Below are 17,760 nucleotides of genomic sequence, written 5' to 3' on the forward strand. Positions count from 1 at the left end.
TAAAACAATGATGTTTACACTACATTAATTAGGAGGATGCAAATGAGCACAGTAACAATTGTCCTTCTGGTCATTCTTGTTATCCTGATCGGTGTACTGATCGGTTTATATTTCTTTGGCAAAAAAGCACAGAAGAAACAGGAAGAGCAGCAGGCTCAGATCGAAGCAAGCAAACAAACTATTTCCATGCTGGTTATCGATAAAAAGAGGATGCCACTGAAGGAATCCGGCCTTCCTCAGATGGTTATTGACCAGACCCCTAAGCTGATGCGCCGTTCCAAGCTGCCAATCGTCAAGGCAAAGGTTGGCCCCAAGATTTCCATTCTGATTGCAGATGAGAAGGTTTTCGACCTTATCCCTGTGAAAAAGGAGATCAAAGCAGAGGTAAGTGGTCTTTATATCGTAGGAGTAAAGGGACTCCGTGGTTCTCTGGAAGCTCCGGCTCCGAAAAAGAAAGGGTTCTTCGGCCGTTTCAAAAAGAACAAATAATCAACTCAAAAATAAAAAAGGCTGCTGTTGTCACAGCAGTCTTTCTTATTTTTTCGCCTGTACAGGCATACATACCTGTTATAAAGTAAATTTCTTACAGTCCTTTGGCTGTGCCTGGATAGCCAGACAGCAGTCTGCAACATGCTCCTGGTTCATATCCAGTGCATAGTCCACCTTCATGTTCAGGCCTCCGTCCTTTTCCTCCAGGAAAAGATTGGTGGCCGCGATCCCCATCTCAATGGTTCCGTAGGGAGTAGAATAATAGGTCATATTCTTCTTTCCCTGCTCAAAAACCATATGTACATTGACTACTCCCTTTTTGCGGACTTCCATGCCCTTAGGAGACATTTTTATGTAATTAATGATAGGCTTGCGGGAATCCTCCACAATTTCCTCATAACGGAGATAGTGGCTTCCGTTGCGGAAATAGTACTCTCCCGGTACAATGATCTCCACCGGCTCCTCTTCTCCCTGAGAATCAATCATATGTAAACCTTTTACATGAATCAATACTTCTTTATCCATCTTTCTCTGCTCCTGACAGGCTGCCCTTACAGCGCCTTAATACTTCTCAATATCAATTTTCTTGGTCATTTCCACATCATAAGGAAGAATCGAATTGGCAAATTCCTTAAACTCATCTGCCAGATCACTGACAAAAAAGCGATAAGGGAACTCCTTCTGCTGTGCCCCTGTACTGGAAAGTCCCTTTTCTGTCAACAGTCTGCCCAGCTCCAGAGCTGTCTCATAAGCCGGATTCACCAGACACACATCCTCTCCCATAATTTCCCGGATTGTGGAACGAAGCAGGGGATAATGTGTACATCCCAGAATCAGTGTATCCACTTTTTTATCCTGTAGCTCCCTTAAGTATCTGACCGCCACCTCTGTAGTCACCGGATCATGCAGCCATCCTTCCTCCACAAGAGGAACAAAAAGCGGACAGGCCTTGCCAAATACCGTGATCTCCGGGTCCAGCTTCCTGAGATATTCTGCATGGATGCCGCTGCCCACAGTACCCACAGTACCAATGATCCCCACACGCTTATTTCTGGTGCGGGCAGCAGCCACCTTGGCACCGGCTTCGATCACCCCGATAATGGGAATGTCAAAGTCGTCCCGTATAGCATCCAGAGCAAACGCACTGGCTGTATTGCAGGCAACCACGATGGCCTTCACCTGCTGTTCCTGAAGAAAGCGGCAGATCTGGTGCGAATACCGGATGACCGTCTCCCGGGATTTATTCCCATAGGGCACCCGCGCTGTATCGCCAAAATATACTATTTTCTCTGAAGGAAGGTTACGCATGATCTCCCGCGCTACTGTCAGTCCTCCCACACCGGAATCAAAAACGCCTACCGGTGCCTCTCTGTCTGTTTTCATTGCTCAATCTCCATCTCTTTGGGTTATTTTCCTATTCTAACACCAATCGAGAACCTGTGCAAGCCAGAAGGAAATCTTTACTTTTTCTTTTGTATTGTCAGGTTTTTCCGCAAAGCAGAATTTCGGATATAAAGATCCCCACCAGGCAGTGATCTGTGCCTGCTCCCTGTAAATATTTTCTGTATATTCTGTTCTCTCCGGTACTGCATTTACCAGAAAAGTCCCCACAAGTCCTGCTGCCAAAGACAATACCAGTCTTCTTTGCCTTTTTTTCTCCATAAACCATATCCTCCTTACAGAAAGCATTTCCAGTTCCAAAAACTTTATACAGAAATTTCCAGACTGGAATCCGTCACTGTAATTTCCGGCAGCTTTGGCATGGTATGGCTTTTATATTTCTCATAAAACACCTGCCGCAAGGTTACCGTATGCACCCTGCGCCCGGACATCCGGTTTTCGATCAGCCCTGTAACATATTCTCCCAGAGAAGAATTATCCTGCCCCTGCCAGTTCAGCACCTGGCCGGCATTTTCTGCCTGAAATACATACAGATCCTCTCCCACAAAGGCTTCCTGCTTCAGATAGTCCAGCACCAGCTCCCATCGTCCATCCTCCAGAAGCGGCTTCCCCAGCACCAACACCTGAAGGTGCCCCAAATCCCGGAATTTTTCCTGAGAACGATCATAAGCTTCCTCTATCTGTGTAAAATTCTCTCCTCTGATCGCCAACACCCTGGTGCTTCCATTTTCCTCCTCTTTTCCCTGTCCTGTACTTTCAGGCAGATCAGGCATTCCATAGGAAACCAGAAGTCCATTCTCAGAGGCATCCACCCCCAGAGCCAGGGCATACATTCTTTTCTCCGGCTCTACAGCCCCTGCACAGCCGCCCAGCATTATGCTGCAGATAAGTACTCCGGAAATTATCACCCCTTTTTTTCTGTGGCGTTTTTTTGACCTCAGAAAAAGAAATATCTGACAGATCAAAAGACCGGGAACAAAAATATAGCCAAGGTACCAGCCAAAAGACTCCAGAATCCACTTTCCTGTCCGGGCAATGCACCAGATCAGAACTGCTGCGACTGCAGTCCACATTTTTCCCCGTCCCAGTCCTACTCCTTCCGCGATCTGCCTGCTATAATGTAGAAGGCTTCCCAGGGCAAACAAAAGACTGTACAGCAGAAAACCCATCCACAGTACATCAAATCTGGCCAGCACATTTCCCGGCAGGTCTGCTCCGTCCAGCAACGGCAGCACCGGATATCTCTCCTGAACAACCCTGCCATATCCCAGCACAGCAGGAAGGAGCACAGCCATTCCCATAAGGATTCCACCCAATGTGAGAATCCCCGCCAGCACTGTTTTCCCGGCACTTGCATATTTCTCTACATTTCCCAGGAGAAAGGGAAGAAGCCCTACAGCAGAAAACGCACATATGGTTCCGTAAAAGCCATCCAAAATCTCCTGACCCGAAAACTTCCATGCAGCAGCCATATCCTGCAGATATTCTATCTTTCCCTGAGGAATACATAGAACCATCATCAAAATCATGCCTCCCAGCAGCACCCCTCCGGATATCTGTGCCATTCTTCCTCTGCCGGGCATTCCTCCCCTGATTCCGGTCATGCACACCAGAACTGCCCAGAAAGTAATCCATTCCTCAGACATTCCTGTAATCAGGCTTACCGGCACCAGCTGTCCCAGAACAGCCAGGATATAGCCGCCTGCCATAAGAATAAACACCATGAAAAATAATCCTGTCAGCTGCCCCACAAGAACTCCGCCGCTTTTCTTCAGATTCTCAAACACCGGTGCCATACGGATAAGAACGATCACATAAAAACCCAGAGGGATCAAGGCCATTGCCATGCCAATCAATGCATTGATCCCATTCAGCTTCCTGGCTCCGTACATACACAGAATAAAGGGCGCCAGAAACTCCAGGATCATCTGCCTGTAAAGCTGTCTGTGGGAAATTCTGTTATTTTCTGCAAATCTCATGACTGCTCCTTTCTTTTCAACCGCAGGCTCTGGTCTTCTCTGGCATAGCCCGGCCGAAAGATTCTTCTGCGGATAGGCAGCCGCCAGATTCCCTCCCCGGAATTGGTTCCGGAAGTTTTTTTCACAAAGGGCATCAGATAAGGAATTCCAAAGCTGACAAGCCCTGCCAGATGTCCTGCTGTAAGATATATTCCCAGAACAATACCATAAATCCCCAGGCCGCCTCCCATAACAAGAAAAACATATTTCAGAAGCCGAAATGCTGCCGCAAACTCTTCATTGGGAACTGCAAGAGATCCCAGTGCTGTAAGCGCCACAATCATCACTACAATAGGGCTGACCAGGTTTGCCTCCACAGCCGCCTGACCGATTACCAGGCCTCCCACAATTCCGATGGCATTTCCCAGGGCACCCGGCACCCTCACCCCCGCTTCCCGCAGCAATTCAAAGGACAGTTCCAGAAAAATCAGCTCTGTCACACTGGAAAAAGGAACTCCCTCCCTGGCCTCTGCAAAGGAAAGGATCAGATTCCCAGGCAGAATCTGGGTATGAAAGCGTATCACTGCCAGATAAAGTCCCGGCAGAAGGGTAGCTGCCAGCACTGCCAGATACCGTAGCATCCGCAGAAAGGAAGCCATCTCAAACCTGTGATACCAGTCCTCGCTGCTCTCCATAAAGCTGCCGAAATTCCCAGGCAACACCAGTGCTTCCGGAGAGTTATCACACAGAAGCACAACCTTTCCGTTCAGAATTTCCTGCACAGCCCGGTCCGGCCGTTCTGTAGTCTGATACTGGGGAAAAGGCGAATACCATGCATCCTCAGTCAGCTGCTCCAGCATCCCACTGTCCAGGATCCCGTCAATCTCAAACTCTCCCAACCGTTCCTTTACCTCCTCCAGAAGCTCCTCATGGACCAGATCCTCCATATAAAGAATCTGTATCAGAGTGTGGGACCGGACACCTACATTATATTCCTCCACCTTCAGCCTGGTATCCCGCAGACGCTTCCTCACCAGCGCAGAATTACTTTTCACACTGTCGGAAAATCCTTCTCTGGAGCCTCTGAGTACCTTTTCTTTATCAGCTTCCGATACTCCCATAGCCGGGTATCCTTTGCTTGATATTTTCATGGCCCTGTCATAACCATCCATAAAGAAAACTGCATTTCCTGTAAGTATGGCGCTTAGCGCCTCTTCCATTCCGGATAACTTCTTTACATCTGCAATTCCCAGACTGTTGTACTGAACGAACTCCCGGATCTGTTCCGGAGAAACGGTCCAGAAATGATTGATCATTTTTCCAATGGCAGAATCATCCAGCATCATATTGGAAACAGCAACCTCAATATATACCATCAGACAATCTACCTTTCGCTGCTCTCCCAACCGCATGGGACGGATCAGAATATCACTGCAGTTTTCCAGCCGTTTTCTCAGATACTTCTCATTTTCCCGCAGACTGGAGCTGATTTTTCTGTCCTGTGCGTTGTCCCCTTCCTGCTCCGGCTGTCTTTTTTTCTCCTGCTCCAATGCTTTCCCTCCTGATTTCCTCATGATTTTATCCTTTTACTCACTTCCCTCTCTGTCCTTTTCCTTCGGATGACTTTCCACATCCTATTTTTTCCACAAAAAAGAGAGGTCTTTCACCTCTCTTAGAATCTCCGAAATTTGAAATTTTATTTATGATTTCTGCTCTTCTCTCTCTCCCGCTTCTCCTTTTCCGCATTCTCTGCCTCAATGGATCGCATGATCGCCATTCTCTGATTCTCAATATGCTGAAATGACAGCTCCTTTGCGCGCTCCACATTGCGCTCCCGGATAGCCCTGGTCAGCTCCTCATGCTCCTTCACCAACACATCTCTGGTTTCTCCCTCTTTCAGATATTCCACCCTGTAACGGTAGATCTGCTCACGCATGTTGTTCAGCACCTGAATCAGACGCTTGTTATCTGATGCCCGATAAATAATCTCATGAAAGGCCACATCAGCCTCTGCCAGCTTTACCAGATTTCCCTCTGCAATGGTATGCTCAAACTCCTTGGCTGCAAGCCACAGTTTGCTCATCTCCTCCTCAGTCATACGGTCACAGGCCTTTTCAATGGCAACATTTTCAAGAGCAATACGAACCTCAAGAACATCATTCAGATCCTTCTCTGTAATATTGGCAACCTGGGCTCCCCTGCGCGGGATCATCACCACCAGTCCCTCCTGTTCCAGCTTGCGCATTGCCTCACGAATAGGAGTTCTGCTGACTCCCAGCCTTTCTGCCAGTGCAATCTCCATCAGTCTCTCCCCCGGTTTCAATTCCCCCTTCAGTATTGCCTGACGCAAAGTATTAAAAACCACATCCCGCAGTGGCAGATATTCATTCATATTTACGGAAAACTCACTTGTCATCTGTATATTCCTCCGCTCCTTCTGTATATTTCAATATCAAATCCTGTTAAAGACTCTGGTTCCAAATACTGTTTTGGCCAGATTACTCTCTCTCAGGATTTTCGCAGCAGCATCCATTTTCTCCTGACTGTCAAAAATGCCAAACACTGTAGGGCCGCTTCCACTCATCATAGCCTTCAATGCCCCATGGCTCTCCATCAGATCCTTAATCTCCTGAATCACAGGATACTGACCAATAATTCCCGGTTCAAATACATTTCCCATTTTGGCAGTCATTCCCTGCAGATCACCATTCTGAATATCCTGAATCATTCCGTCAATATCCGGATGATTCTGAATCCCAGACAGATTCAGGCTCTCATAGGCTGCCCTGGTAGATACATTGATCCCCGGCTTACCGATCAGCACAAAGCACTCCGGTACCTGAGTGATTCCGGTAAGCTTCTCACCGATCCCCTCTGCCAGAGCCGTACCTCTCATAATACAATAAGGAACATCTGCCCCAATCTTTACTGCCCGGTCCATCAGTTCTCTCTCGCTCAGTCCAAGCTTAAACAGACGATTGATCCCCACCAGTGTTGCTGCCGCATCAGAGCTTCCTCCTGCCATTCCTGCAGCTACAGGAATAAACTTTTCAAGTCTGATGGTAACTCCACCCTTTACCTGAAATTCATCCATCAGAAGCTTCGCTGCTTTGTACACCAGATTTCTCTCGTCACAGGGAATATATGGATAATTCACAGACAGAGAAATCCCGGGGGCTTTCTTTTTCTTTATCTCCAGCACATCATACATCTGAATGGTCTGCATGATCATCCGCACCTCATGATATCCATCCTCTCTTTTTCCCAGAATATCCAGTCCCAAATTAATCTTCGCCAGTGCACGTAAACGCATATAACCCTCCGTTTATTCCTTTGTTTTTTATTCTTCAGCAAATACCCGACATGGGAGCCGGGCTTTTGTACTTTGTATACAAAGCATTCTTGAGTTTTATTTTAAATCATTTTCAGCAGGATTTCAATACAGGAAACTCTGTTTTTTTGTGGGATTTTTTTCAATAACAGAACCTGCGGCAGCCTTTTAGCTCTGTACCTGTTTTACCAGAAGCAGAGACTGGCCGGGGCTGATCTCCGCCTCCTGCAGACTGTTCATCGTGCAGATTTCCTCCACTGTGGTATAAAAGGATCTGGCAATATCCCACAGCGTATCTCCCGGCTTAACCATATAAACAGTAACACCTGGCATATCCTGGATCTTCTTCATATCCAGAGGTTTCTCCTCCACATGATCAATGATCATTTCCTCCCACTGCCTGAATACCAGCACATTCAGCCCTACAGAAGCCTTTACCTCGATCTCATCTCCGTCAGCCATAGTCACAGAAAGCTGCTCCAGCTCCGAATGCAGAAAATACCTGCAGTCCGGACCCACACCCTTTGCATCGATCACATGGGTAAAGGGCAGCATAGCTTCCATAGAATAAAAGGGCATCTCATCATTACCAATAATATAAAGAAGCCTTAGGATCACAATTCCCTCTACCTGGATTCCCTCCTCCGTAATCCTGGTCTTATCAATCTTCACCCTGCCGCAGCTATGGCAAAGCTGCAGCACTTTCCCCTGGCTTTCCTTCACTTTAATTCTGTCATTCATCCGGAATCTGGACAAATTCCGCACCAGAAGACTTTCCAGAATCTCCTGTTTTCCATGAAGCACGCATTCTTTCAGAGGAGTATATACATCCTGGACCAGGTCATACTCCACCTCCCGGTACAGCTTCATATTCAGCTCCAGTACAGCATCTACCTGAAAAATCCTCTCTTCCCCGTCTCCATCCGGTTTTACCTCCATCCCCTGATGGATCAGGGAAACCTCAATATGGGGGATCAGCTCCTCCCCACACCCCTGACACTCCATTTCCCTGGAAAAGGGCAGGGTATATTCCTGCCACTGCGGCAAAGCTTCCTCATCTGTCCCTTCATAAAGAATAAATACTGCCAGCTCTCCCTTCACACGTATCTTATCCTTCTCCACCCGCAGGTCCAGGTTTCTGGGTTCTATAGTGTGCCATAAAAGGGACTCCACATTAGGCCGGTTCGCTGCAAGTTCAATATCTTCTTTAATACGTAGCGTATCTTTTTTATGTATACAGAGACTCATAAGCCCCACCCGCTTCTTTTTTACCGAAATATCCTCTTCCTCCAGAGCCACCGGTATCTGAATCCCTGTTGTCTCATCCACCGCAGCATAAAAGGTTACGATGGCCTTGATATTCAGCTTTCTTGAATGGATCACATGGATGCTCAGATCCTCCATCTCCCAGTTCAGACAAAGCTTATCTCCGCCCTCTATTCCCTCCAGGTTCACAGTCTCATCCACCGGCAGCTTCGCTGCCAGACTGTATATTCTGCCTTCCTTCTCCCCTACATAAAGCATATCTACGTTCAGGCTCCCCTTTAGAAAAGCCCTTCCTTCACTAAGGCGCACTTCATCCATGGAAATCTCCGCCTTACTCTGGATCATCCTTCCAATATCCGGTCTGGTATCCGGCACATTATAATCCTCATCAAAGGTTACCTGGCTGGCAGCCTTACTTTTCACCCGAAGCATCTGCACAGTTTCTTTCTTCAATTCCATCATTCTCTAATCCTCTCCTTCTATGATATACAGACTCAGATCTCTATTTTTTGTTTCCTGTCCTCACAGGAATTGTACCGGTTTATCCGTACTTTTTATTTTCAGGACAATGCAGGGATAGGAGGGCTCCTGTCCCTGTTTCCCCTCAGCAGGTCCCAGAAGCCGGGTTTTACAGAAAACTCCGTTCTCCGACTGTGAGACCTCCTCTACCTGAATACTGTAGCCGCCTGTTACCTGAGTGCCATACCCTTTCATCAGATACATACTGTCCTCCACCTTATAGATCATCTGAAAGCCCTTCTTCTTTTTCTGTTCCATAAAGCGGACTGCTTCTGCAGGGATTTCCTCCTGTTTCACAATTGTATATTCCAAAGGAGTGCGTTCTCCCTCCTCTATCTTAATGAGCCCACATCCGGTCAGAAGCATTACAGCCAGCCAAAAAACCATGGCCATACAGGCTTTTTTTCTCACAATGCTACCTCGGCATATTTCTTTACTAGCCATTCTATGCAGATCCAACGGGATTTATACTTGCAGGCTGTGGGCAGATTCTTTATAATGAATACAATGACGTTAGGATCAATCTCTCAGGGACTGATCCGGAAAGGATTCACAAATGATACGTTTTATTCTTGTCTGTATTGTGGTCATCGGATATCTGATCCTGTCTATCCCGATCTTACTGGTAGAATGGATCATCGGCAAATTTTCTCCTATGACCAAGGATATCAGCTCTCTTCGGATCATTCAGGCTGTATTTCGATTTATCCTGTGGATCACAGGAGCCAAAGTCACAGTAATAGGAGAGGAAAATGTACCGAAGGACACCCCTGTCCTGTATATCGGTAATCACAGAAGCTACTTTGACATCCTCCTCACCTACAGCCGCTGCCCTATCCGCACCGGCTACATTGCCAAAAAAGAAATGGAGAAAATCCCTCTCCTGTCCACCTGGATGAAATATCTCCACTGCCTCTTCCTGGACAGGAAGGACATCAAGCAGGGACTGAAAACCATCCTGGCAGCTGTAGATAAGGTCAAATCCGGCATTTCCATCTGTATCTTCCCGGAGGGCACCAGAAACAAGAACGAAGATGACCTGGATATGCTCCCCTTCCATGAGGGAAGCTTCAAAATCGCCACCAAGGCAAAATGTCCGATCATCCCCATTGCCATCAACAACTCCGCAGATATTTTCGAAGCACATTTCCCGAAAATCCATCCTGCAAAGGTTGTGGTGGAATACGGCAAGCCCATCTACCCTGATGAACTGGACAAAGAAACAAAGAAGCATCTTGGCGAATATACCCAGGGCATCATCCACCAAATTCTTGAAAAAAACAAACCTCTAACCCAGTAACCAATACCCGGAGCTGTTTAAAATTTCCACTGGATCTGAACAGTTCCGGGTAAAATTTTCAAAACTGTGATCATCTTATCCACTGTAAACCGTTTCTCATCAAATCCAATATTATCCCAGAGACTAATATTGGACACTACTCTCTCCATCTGTTCCGGCGTTGCCTGATTTTCAGACAAAGCTACCAGTTCCTCCGATTTCTGCCTGCGAAGCTGATCCAACTGATCCACCCTCTGGTCAATATAGCTACTCAATATCTCTCCTGCCCCTGTCAGCGATTCCACCAGAATCCCAATCTCCTTCTCCAATGCTTCTATTTCCTTATATATTTTCTGTACTCTGGGATCTTCCTTCAGGGATCTGTGTCCCACAGGAGCCTGACCCTCTCTCAGTTTTTTTACCATCTCCTCATATACATGTCGCTCCACATCCTCCGTATAAATTTTTCCACACCCCGGACAGGCTTTATTATTCAGACGCCGGGTGCATCTAAGGTACTGTTTACCAGACTTTGTTTTTACACTCATCAAAGCATATCCGCACGCACATATGCCGGATTCCTCAGCAGCTGGGCAAGCATTGGGCGGATCAGCGCTTTTCCATAAAACAGGACTCCCTTTTCCGTATAATACCGGGTGATGTCTCCATAAGAAGTCTCCGGCTGACAATACATGTGAAAAATTTCCCGCACAATCTCCCCCTCTTCCGGCTTCTCCACCAGCTTCTTGGTATGGATCCCATCCATTACGATTTCCTCCAGCCTGTAACCATAAGGTGCCTTTCCTCCCATATGAAATCCTTTCTGGCTTCTGGAATAATAAGCATCACAGACACGCTTCTGTATCGTCTCCCTCTCCAGCTGGGCAAACACAATACAGATATTTAACATTGCCCTGCCCATAGGTGTGGAAGTATCAAATTTCTCAGTGGAAGACACAAACTCTACCTGATATTGCTGAAACAGCTCCATCATATTGGAGAAGTCCAGGATAGAACGGCTGATCCTGTCCAGCTTGTACACGATCACCTTCTCCACCTCTCCTCTCCGGATATCCGCAAGAAGCTGCTGCAGCTGAGGCCTGGTGGTATTTTTACCACTGTATCCACGATCCTTGTACTCCCTGAAGGATCCGCCCTTCAATTCATACTTGCAGAACTCAATCTGACTCTCAATAGAGATACTGTCTGCCCTGTCCACGGACTGCCTGGCATAAATTGCATTGATTCTGTTCATAAAAGCCCTCCTTTTTCATCTGTGTATGGTTTTTTCATATGATTACATTTATAATTTAATTATATATCACCGCTTATTCACAGGAGGAACCCATATGCGCAGAAAATATACTGATTCCCTGATCCAGTGGAAAAAAAATCCCCACCGCCATCCTCTCCTTCTCCAGGGGCTGCGGCAAACCGGTAAAACCTGGCTGGCCCTGGATTTTGCAGAAAAAAATTACAAAAACACCCTCTATCTCAACCTGGAGACTGACAAACCAGTCACCGATTATCTCTCCGTACCCAGACCGCCCCAGGATGCGCTGCTTTTCCTGGAGACCTACGCCGGAAAACCTCTCAAGCCCTCTGTCTCACTGCTGATCCTTGATAACATCCAATGTGTACCGGAGCTTTCCACACTTCTGGCTGCAATCTCTCTGGATTATCCACAGTATCACATCATTGCCATCCACAGAGGCCTTGCCTCCCCTGAGCTCTACAGCAAAAATGATTTCAATATTATCATCCTGTATCCTCTGGATTTCGAGGAATTCCTCTGGGCAAATGCGGAATATGCCCTATCCAGGGAAATCCGCAGACACTTTTCCGCCCTGACTCCCCTGGGAAAAGAACTGCACCAGAAAGCCCTGTCACAGTTTTATCTCTACCTGGTCACCGGCGGAATGCCACTGTCTATACTGGAATACCGCAGGGAGAAAAAACTGCTGATGGTACCGGATATACAACAGAAGCTATTGGAACTGATCCTGGGTGATATTTCCAGCCAGGCTCCCACAGGAATGACCCGCCACTGTCAGAATGCCTGGCTCTCCATTCCCGCACAGCTTGAAAAATCCAGCCGGAGATTCCAATATTCCCTTATAACCAGAGGTGCCACAGCCAAAACCTATGAAAAGCCACTGGACTGGCTGCTCCGGTCAGGATATGCCCTTGCCTGCCGCCAGACCTCCCTGCATCTGTATCCCACTGACTGCGGACTGTGCGCCAGAGTACTGGGTGTACCATCTTATCAGCTGCTCACCGGTTCCCACACCCCGGCAGCCAGAGCCTGCACCGAAACCTTTCTGGCACAGCACTTTACCAGAAATGGATACACCCTCTCCTACTGGTCCAGCGGCAACCAAGCCGAAGTTCCCTTCCTTCTGGAAAAAGAGGGCCGGCATATTGCTGTGGACTACCGCCTGACCCCACATCAAAAAACCCGGAACCTTACCAGATTCCGGGCAGAAATGAATACAAATGCAGAAATGTACCTGCTGTCGGTGGAGGACTTCAAGGAAAAAGAAAACTACCATATTGTACCGGTGTATGCGGGGTTTTGTGTGTGATACGCCAAAAGGGACTGTCTGGATAGACAGTCCCTTCTTGTTTGCAAAAAAGAGCCTCTGATCAATATAATCAAAAGCTCTTTTCGCTGGTTCACCAGTATTTTTTCACATAGCTGACAGCTTCCGGTTCCGGTACAAGGAAAACGCTAGCTAGATTTCACTGACTATAATATATTTTTCTGTATAAAGATCATTAAATGTATGCTATAATTAAAAAAGGTAGTAAAAAGGGGGTATATAATGGATAAAAGGTATTCAAAGGTGTTTAAACCCGGTACATTTCCGGACATTACTTATGTTTCCAGAAAATCAGGAACCATGCAATATAGTTACGAGGAACGTCTTCAGCAAAGTTTATCGATTGATGGATTTCTCACATATATTGTAGGCCCATCCAAAATAGGAAAAACAGTTTTATGTGAGCGTGTGATCGGCGTTGACAGGATTGTGGAGATGTCCGGCAATGATTTTGTCAGGGAATCAGATTTCTGGAACCGGGTGGCAAAAAAAATAGGGATATCCACGGAAGCGGAAATCAGTGAGACGAATGCGGACTTTTCTTCCAATGAGCAGCGCTCCACAATGGTGAAGAAAAACTATCCGGCAAATAAGGAAAAAATACTGCAATATTTTAAAGAATCCAATAAAGTTCTGGTTCTGGATGATTTTCATTATGCACCGGCAGAGGTTCAATATGATATTGCCTGTCAGCTGAAGGAAGTAATCCGTCTGGGATTTAAGGCGGTGATCATTTCCCTGCCCTACCGGTCAGATGATGCAATCCGTCTGAATCCGGACCTCACCGGACGTCTTTCCGTGATTGAAATTGAGCCATGGAAGGAAAAGGAACTGCAGGCTATTGCGCGTAAGGGATTTCATGAGCTGGGCATATCCCTGCAGGAAGATATTCTCTCACGTATGGCAATGGAAAGTATCCATTCACCCCAGGTCATGCAGGCCATCTGCCTGAACATCGGCCTTCTTCCTGGAGAAAGCTCTGTTATAGATGGAAAAATCATAGAAGAAAGCTGCCGTTTTACCTGCGCAAATCTTCCTTATGCAGATGTAGTGCGTGTACTCAAAGCAGGCCCCCCAACCAGAGGCCAGAAACGGCTGAAATATCAGCTGACAGACGGAAGCCGCAGAGATATTTACAGTCTGATCCTGGAAATGCTTGCCGATAATCCTCCGCTTGTGGAAATGGAGTTACAGGAACTTATGGCCCGGATCCAGTATAATGTGCCGGAATGCAGGATCACTACCCAGAAAATACGAGAAGCTCTCAGGAACTGGCAGAAAATATTAGAAGAGTCTGGTGCATTGTATCGCGTTTTTGAATGGAAGGATGACATCATACACATTCTGGACAATCTGTTTCTGTTTTTTATCAGATGGTCGGGTATCTGACAGGGAGGTTAAAATGAGAACATTTGCAGATATCACAATAGATGAACTGATCAGGCAAGGAAAAGCTGTTTTGGAACAAAGTGATTATGAAGAAGCTTTAAATTCTTATACTGTCTGGAAAAGCAGGATCCAGACATATGCTATAAAAAATGGATTTTCCAGGGAATTACAAGATCAGCTGAAAGTCAGGGCTCATTTTGTCAGAAATGAGTTTTCAGAAACAGAATCCATCAAAAATTTAAAGAATGCTGTAAAAGATGTTTTACTGCTCTTTGATAGCTGGGATATGCAGATTGGAGCAGAAATTTCTGACTGTACAGCAAAATTAGTAATAGAACGGATATTGTCTCACGTAAACATTTTTTGGAAATCTATGTACCAGGATGACTTTCATCAGAAATGTACTTTTCCAAAATCTATATCTGGGCAGGCAAAAATCGAAAATGAATATGACATCCAGCACATCCTGTATGCACTGCTGCGCACAGTGTTTCCGGAAACCCGCAAAGAAGTAAACGGGGATAACGGATATAGTGGGACGCGTGCAGATCTGTATCTGGAGACATATGACATTATAATTGAAATTAAATGTACCCGTTCAAGTATGTCTGTAAAACAACTGACAGAAGAACTTGGCTCAGATGCATTTCATTATAAGACCAAAAATCTTTACCTGTTTATTTATGACAAAGAAGACATTATAAAAAATCCCGAAGCTTACCAGAACGCTTTTCAACGGGATTATGAAAAAGACGGAAAAAATGTGCAGGTATTTATAACAAAAACTTTAATATAAGCAAAGAAGGCTCCGGTCATTGCGATCGGGGTCTTTTTTTAAGTGCGCCCCATATATCTTTTGTATCTCTGATAAGTATTGAATAAGCAGGGTATGAATTGTCTGTGGCATATAAATCCATTCCTCCTTTCTATCACTTTCAGTATAAAACAAACGATACTTTTTGGCAATGTGAACAGCCTTTTATCTAACTCAAAATATCAATCCTTTTTGAAATAAGTTCCCCTATTTGCTCTTTTTGCTCTGCTGACAAGTAAGATTCTTCTATCTGTGTAAAAAGTTTTGTCTTTAATGAGCATACTTTTTTCATCATACGTTCTGCAGAATTTAATGGGATTCCACAGGATTCTGCCAGTATCCGAAATTCTTTCTTATGAATATTACGTTTTTTTCCATTTATTGTCAGTGCCAGCTGTTCTTTATCTTCTGGCATGATCACATTAACAGGAAGCATATCATATGCTTTTGATAATTGGAAATTTCTGCTGCCAGGCTCCGTTTCCTTTAGTGAAAAGTTTTTCAAATGCATATCTGAATTTCCCATAACGAAAGATCCAATAACACGCAGAAACAGCTCTGACAGGTCTAAGCCCGGTGTTGCAGAATATTTTTTTATGATTCTTCCGCATTGTTCATAAGAACCTTTATATTTATCCTGCGTCAGTCTGTAAGACAGCTGGCAGAAGTCTTCCATGGCATATAGTCTGGTCTCTTTTTCTGATATTTCCCGGTCTATCCTTTTCGTAATATACGCGTATTCATCATTCATTTTTATAAGAGCATGGGGAACCGTCCGGATTCCCATAATTTCTGCGAGACGCATTGCCAGATCCTCAAATTCCGGCATATTATGAAATTCTTCCGTCTGCGGCTTCAGGATATATCCTGTTGGATAGTCCACAATTGTAAGTCTTGCATTAAGATCTGTTGATAAATGCAGGGAAAGCTTTTTCTGAACTCCCGGCACGGTAAGTCCCTCATTTACCGTCTCATTTGCCAGTATTTCCAGTTGGTCTTTCGTAATATCCAAGATTGGTAATTCATCTGTCTGAAAAAATCTCTTTACACACTTTTTGTGCCAGCACCATTCTTTTTCCACATTCGCTGCACTATTTGTTATTGACTTTCCACAACACAAGCATTTCATACCTTTTCTCTCCTGATACAAACATCGCCAATGCAGTCTCTGCAGGCAGATAACAGTAAGCCAAACCGGTCTTTCTGGTTGATTTTCCAGTTTCGGCTGACCACCCCCAGAAGCCATCCTTCCGGAATCAGTCCGTCAAAAAAAGGAAACAATATGGTTGTTTCATAAGGCTCCTGACGTAATGGAAGTGTCAGGCTTACTGCCACTGCATCTTCTCTGTCCAGATAATCCTGGTCATAAGTAAAAATATACCCTTCCTCAGTTTCTGCAATAATTCCGGAAAAATGATTTTGAATATATACATATCCTTTTCTATATTCTGACTCCACCTGCTATTCCTCCTTTTTTCCTGGTACAGCTTCTTTCCCAAACATTGCCAGTGCCTGATTCACTTTGTCCAGACGCACCGTTTCTTTTCCCTGTTCCAATTCCCTTACAAAACGAAGTCCAAGTCCGGAACGGATTGCAAAATCCTCCTGCGTCAGCCCTGCTTTTTTTCTTTCTTTTTTTATATAATCTCCAATTGTACTCATATTAAACATATTAATCCCGTTCGGGTATAATTTCAAGTGGATTATATAAAAAAATCCCGAACGGGTATAATTTATATATTTCTATGTCAAATCATCCCGAACAGGTATAATATTATTTCTATAACAGACTTCAGAAACAGATTTATCCCGTCTGTTTCCCCTGAAATCTGGCATTTTTTATGTTTTGTGCCTCGGCGGAATCTAACCACCGAAAATAATCGCAGGGAAAAAGAAAACTATCAAAAAGAGAGCCTCTGATCAATATAGTCAAAGACTCTCTTCGCTGGTTTACCAGTATTTTTTTACATAGCTGACAGCTTCCGGTTCTGATAAAGAAAATTCTTTCATAAGATTCCGGATCGTATCTTCTTTACTGATATTAAAATTTTTACATGTCCTTATGTTGGCAAGGATACCTTCTTCTATTCCCTCCTGCTTTCCTTCCAGTTTCAATTCTTCCAATGCATTGCACATGTTTACCTGTTCTCCCTTCTGTTCTGATTCCAGTGCATGGTTTATCAGCTGATGTGATTCTGTAATCAGATACCAGCGGTTTTATTTTCTCTGGAATCTCCAGCATGTCCTTTAACGAAAATGGACCGTCCCATTCGTTTTCTCCATAATATACGCACAGACTGCTCACCGCCAAAAAGTGCTGCATTGAAAAGGTCTGCAAAACAAAGTGAACCGGAGGGGTCTGACCATCGAAAATACTGATCGTCCACACCGGACGTGAAATGTATGGTATGGATGGAATCCATCATCAGAGTGATGTTACCTTTGTCATCAACACACAGGATATGACACTGATCAATTCTGATATGCCTTATTGTAGCCATTCCTTTAACAACCGTAGCAAGAATTCCCTCACCTCTATAGGTGATGGGATGAATTGCACATTCGAGCATGTCTGCTCAAATTCATAAAAAATCACAAAAACACTTGTTCTGATACAATAAATATAGTATGATAGAAAAAAAGAACAATATGCTCTTGGAATTTGAACGGTCGAAATAAGCAATAAGTGAGTGTACATAATGAGTTTAGAT

The 17,760-nt window shown here is 45.1% G+C and carries 19 protein-coding genes and 1 pseudogene; 5 read left to right on the plus strand and 15 right to left on the minus strand.

Annotated elements, in window-relative coordinates; all coding sequences use genetic code 11:
- The first annotated feature begins 42 nt into the window (after window positions 1–42).
- Window positions 43–489 carry a hypothetical protein gene (locus ACTNC6_RS12485; protein ID WP_173744172.1) on the plus strand — a complete coding sequence of 149 codons (447 nt, stop codon included), beginning with the start codon at window positions 43–45 and terminating at the stop codon, window positions 487–489.
- A gap of 78 nt (window positions 490–567) precedes the next feature.
- Here ACTNC6_RS12485 and ACTNC6_RS12490 read toward each other — a convergent pair whose 3' ends face one another.
- From ACTNC6_RS12490 to ACTNC6_RS12530, 9 genes are all read right to left on the minus strand, one after another.
- On the minus strand, window positions 568–1,014 hold the full coding sequence (locus tag ACTNC6_RS12490) for a DUF1934 domain-containing protein (protein ID WP_441044245.1): 447 nt from the start codon (window positions 1,012–1,014) through the stop codon (window positions 568–570).
- 36 nt (window positions 1,015–1,050) lie between these two features.
- Entirely contained in the window at window positions 1,051–1,872 is an 822-nt protein-coding gene (gene murI / locus ACTNC6_RS12495; protein ID WP_173744174.1) for a glutamate racemase, read from the minus strand.
- Window positions 1,873–1,908: 36 nt separating this feature from the next.
- Window positions 1,909–2,151, minus strand: a complete 243-nt coding sequence (locus ACTNC6_RS12500; protein ID WP_441044246.1) for a hypothetical protein — start codon at window positions 2,149–2,151, stop codon at window positions 1,909–1,911.
- Window positions 2,152–2,195: 44 nt separating this feature from the next.
- Window positions 2,196–3,869, minus strand: coding sequence for a GerAB/ArcD/ProY family transporter (locus tag ACTNC6_RS12505; protein WP_441044247.1), 1,674 nt, complete (start codon window positions 3,867–3,869; stop codon window positions 2,196–2,198).
- Complete coding sequence (locus ACTNC6_RS12510; RefSeq protein ID WP_441044248.1) at window positions 3,866–5,422, minus strand: spore germination protein; 1,557 nt, start codon at window positions 5,420–5,422, stop codon at window positions 3,866–3,868. The genes ACTNC6_RS12505 and ACTNC6_RS12510 overlap by 4 nt, the downstream gene beginning before the upstream one ends.
- A gap of 122 nt (window positions 5,423–5,544) precedes the next feature.
- Window positions 5,545–6,264 (minus strand): GntR family transcriptional regulator, encoded by a 720-nt coding sequence (locus ACTNC6_RS12515; protein WP_173744178.1) that lies wholly within the window; start codon window positions 6,262–6,264, stop codon window positions 5,545–5,547.
- A gap of 36 nt (window positions 6,265–6,300) precedes the next feature.
- Window positions 6,301–7,161, minus strand: coding sequence for a 4-(cytidine 5'-diphospho)-2-C-methyl-D-erythritol kinase (ispE, locus tag ACTNC6_RS12520; protein WP_173744179.1), 861 nt, complete (start codon window positions 7,159–7,161; stop codon window positions 6,301–6,303).
- A 186-nt stretch (window positions 7,162–7,347) separates the two neighbouring features.
- Window positions 7,348–8,907 carry a DUF3794 and LysM peptidoglycan-binding domain-containing protein gene (locus ACTNC6_RS12525; RefSeq protein WP_243176489.1) on the minus strand — a complete coding sequence of 520 codons (1,560 nt, stop codon included), beginning with the start codon at window positions 8,905–8,907 and terminating at the stop codon, window positions 7,348–7,350.
- A gap of 60 nt (window positions 8,908–8,967) precedes the next feature.
- Complete coding sequence (locus ACTNC6_RS12530) at window positions 8,968–9,375, minus strand: protease complex subunit PrcB family protein (protein ID WP_019160414.1); 408 nt, start codon at window positions 9,373–9,375, stop codon at window positions 8,968–8,970.
- Between the two features lie 145 nt (window positions 9,376–9,520).
- Between ACTNC6_RS12530 and ACTNC6_RS12535 the strand changes: the two genes are divergently transcribed.
- A complete protein-coding gene (locus ACTNC6_RS12535) occupies window positions 9,521–10,264 on the plus strand; it encodes a lysophospholipid acyltransferase family protein (protein WP_441044249.1) in 744 nt (247 codons plus the stop codon).
- A gap of 17 nt (window positions 10,265–10,281) precedes the next feature.
- Here the strand turns inward: ACTNC6_RS12535 and ACTNC6_RS12540 are convergent.
- Window positions 10,282–11,498 (minus strand): annotated as a pseudogene (locus ACTNC6_RS12540) (recombinase family protein).
- A gap of 94 nt (window positions 11,499–11,592) precedes the next feature.
- Here ACTNC6_RS12540 and ACTNC6_RS12545 point away from each other — a divergent pair.
- From ACTNC6_RS12545 to ACTNC6_RS12555, 3 genes are all read left to right on the plus strand, one after another.
- On the plus strand, window positions 11,593–12,828 hold the full coding sequence (locus tag ACTNC6_RS12545) for an ATP-binding protein (protein WP_441044250.1): 1,236 nt from the start codon (window positions 11,593–11,595) through the stop codon (window positions 12,826–12,828).
- A gap of 240 nt (window positions 12,829–13,068) precedes the next feature.
- A complete protein-coding gene (locus ACTNC6_RS12550; protein ID WP_441044251.1) occupies window positions 13,069–14,235 on the plus strand; it encodes an ATP-binding protein in 1,167 nt (388 codons plus the stop codon).
- Between the two features lie 13 nt (window positions 14,236–14,248).
- Entirely contained in the window at window positions 14,249–15,031 is a 783-nt protein-coding gene (locus tag ACTNC6_RS12555; RefSeq protein ID WP_441044252.1) for a hypothetical protein, read from the plus strand.
- Between the two features lie 187 nt (window positions 15,032–15,218).
- On the opposite strand, the gene ACTNC6_RS12560 is transcribed toward ACTNC6_RS12555, so the two are convergent.
- The 5 genes from ACTNC6_RS12560 to ACTNC6_RS12580 form a co-directional block, all read right to left on the minus strand.
- The gene (locus ACTNC6_RS12560; RefSeq protein WP_441035154.1) at window positions 15,219–16,178 is read right to left on the minus strand and encodes a HipA domain-containing protein; all 960 of its coding nucleotides are present in this window, start codon (window positions 16,176–16,178) and stop codon (window positions 15,219–15,221) included.
- Window positions 16,175–16,507, minus strand: coding sequence for a HipA N-terminal domain-containing protein (locus ACTNC6_RS12565; RefSeq protein ID WP_118409687.1), 333 nt, complete (start codon window positions 16,505–16,507; stop codon window positions 16,175–16,177). The genes ACTNC6_RS12560 and ACTNC6_RS12565 overlap by 4 nt, the downstream gene beginning before the upstream one ends.
- 3 nt (window positions 16,508–16,510) lie before the next feature.
- Window positions 16,511–16,711, minus strand: a complete 201-nt coding sequence (locus ACTNC6_RS12570) for a helix-turn-helix transcriptional regulator (protein ID WP_026076851.1) — start codon at window positions 16,709–16,711, stop codon at window positions 16,511–16,513.
- Between the two features lie 288 nt (window positions 16,712–16,999).
- Window positions 17,000–17,185, minus strand: coding sequence for a hypothetical protein (locus tag ACTNC6_RS12575; RefSeq protein WP_441035157.1), 186 nt, complete (start codon window positions 17,183–17,185; stop codon window positions 17,000–17,002).
- Between the two features lie 65 nt (window positions 17,186–17,250).
- Entirely contained in the window at window positions 17,251–17,619 is a 369-nt protein-coding gene (locus ACTNC6_RS12580) for a hypothetical protein (protein ID WP_441044253.1), read from the minus strand.
- Window positions 17,620–17,760: the final 141 nt, after the last annotated feature.

This window comes from Blautia sp. HCP3S3_C4 (genome assembly GCF_052064095.1).
GTDB lineage: Bacteria > Bacillota > Clostridia > Lachnospirales > Lachnospiraceae > Blautia_A.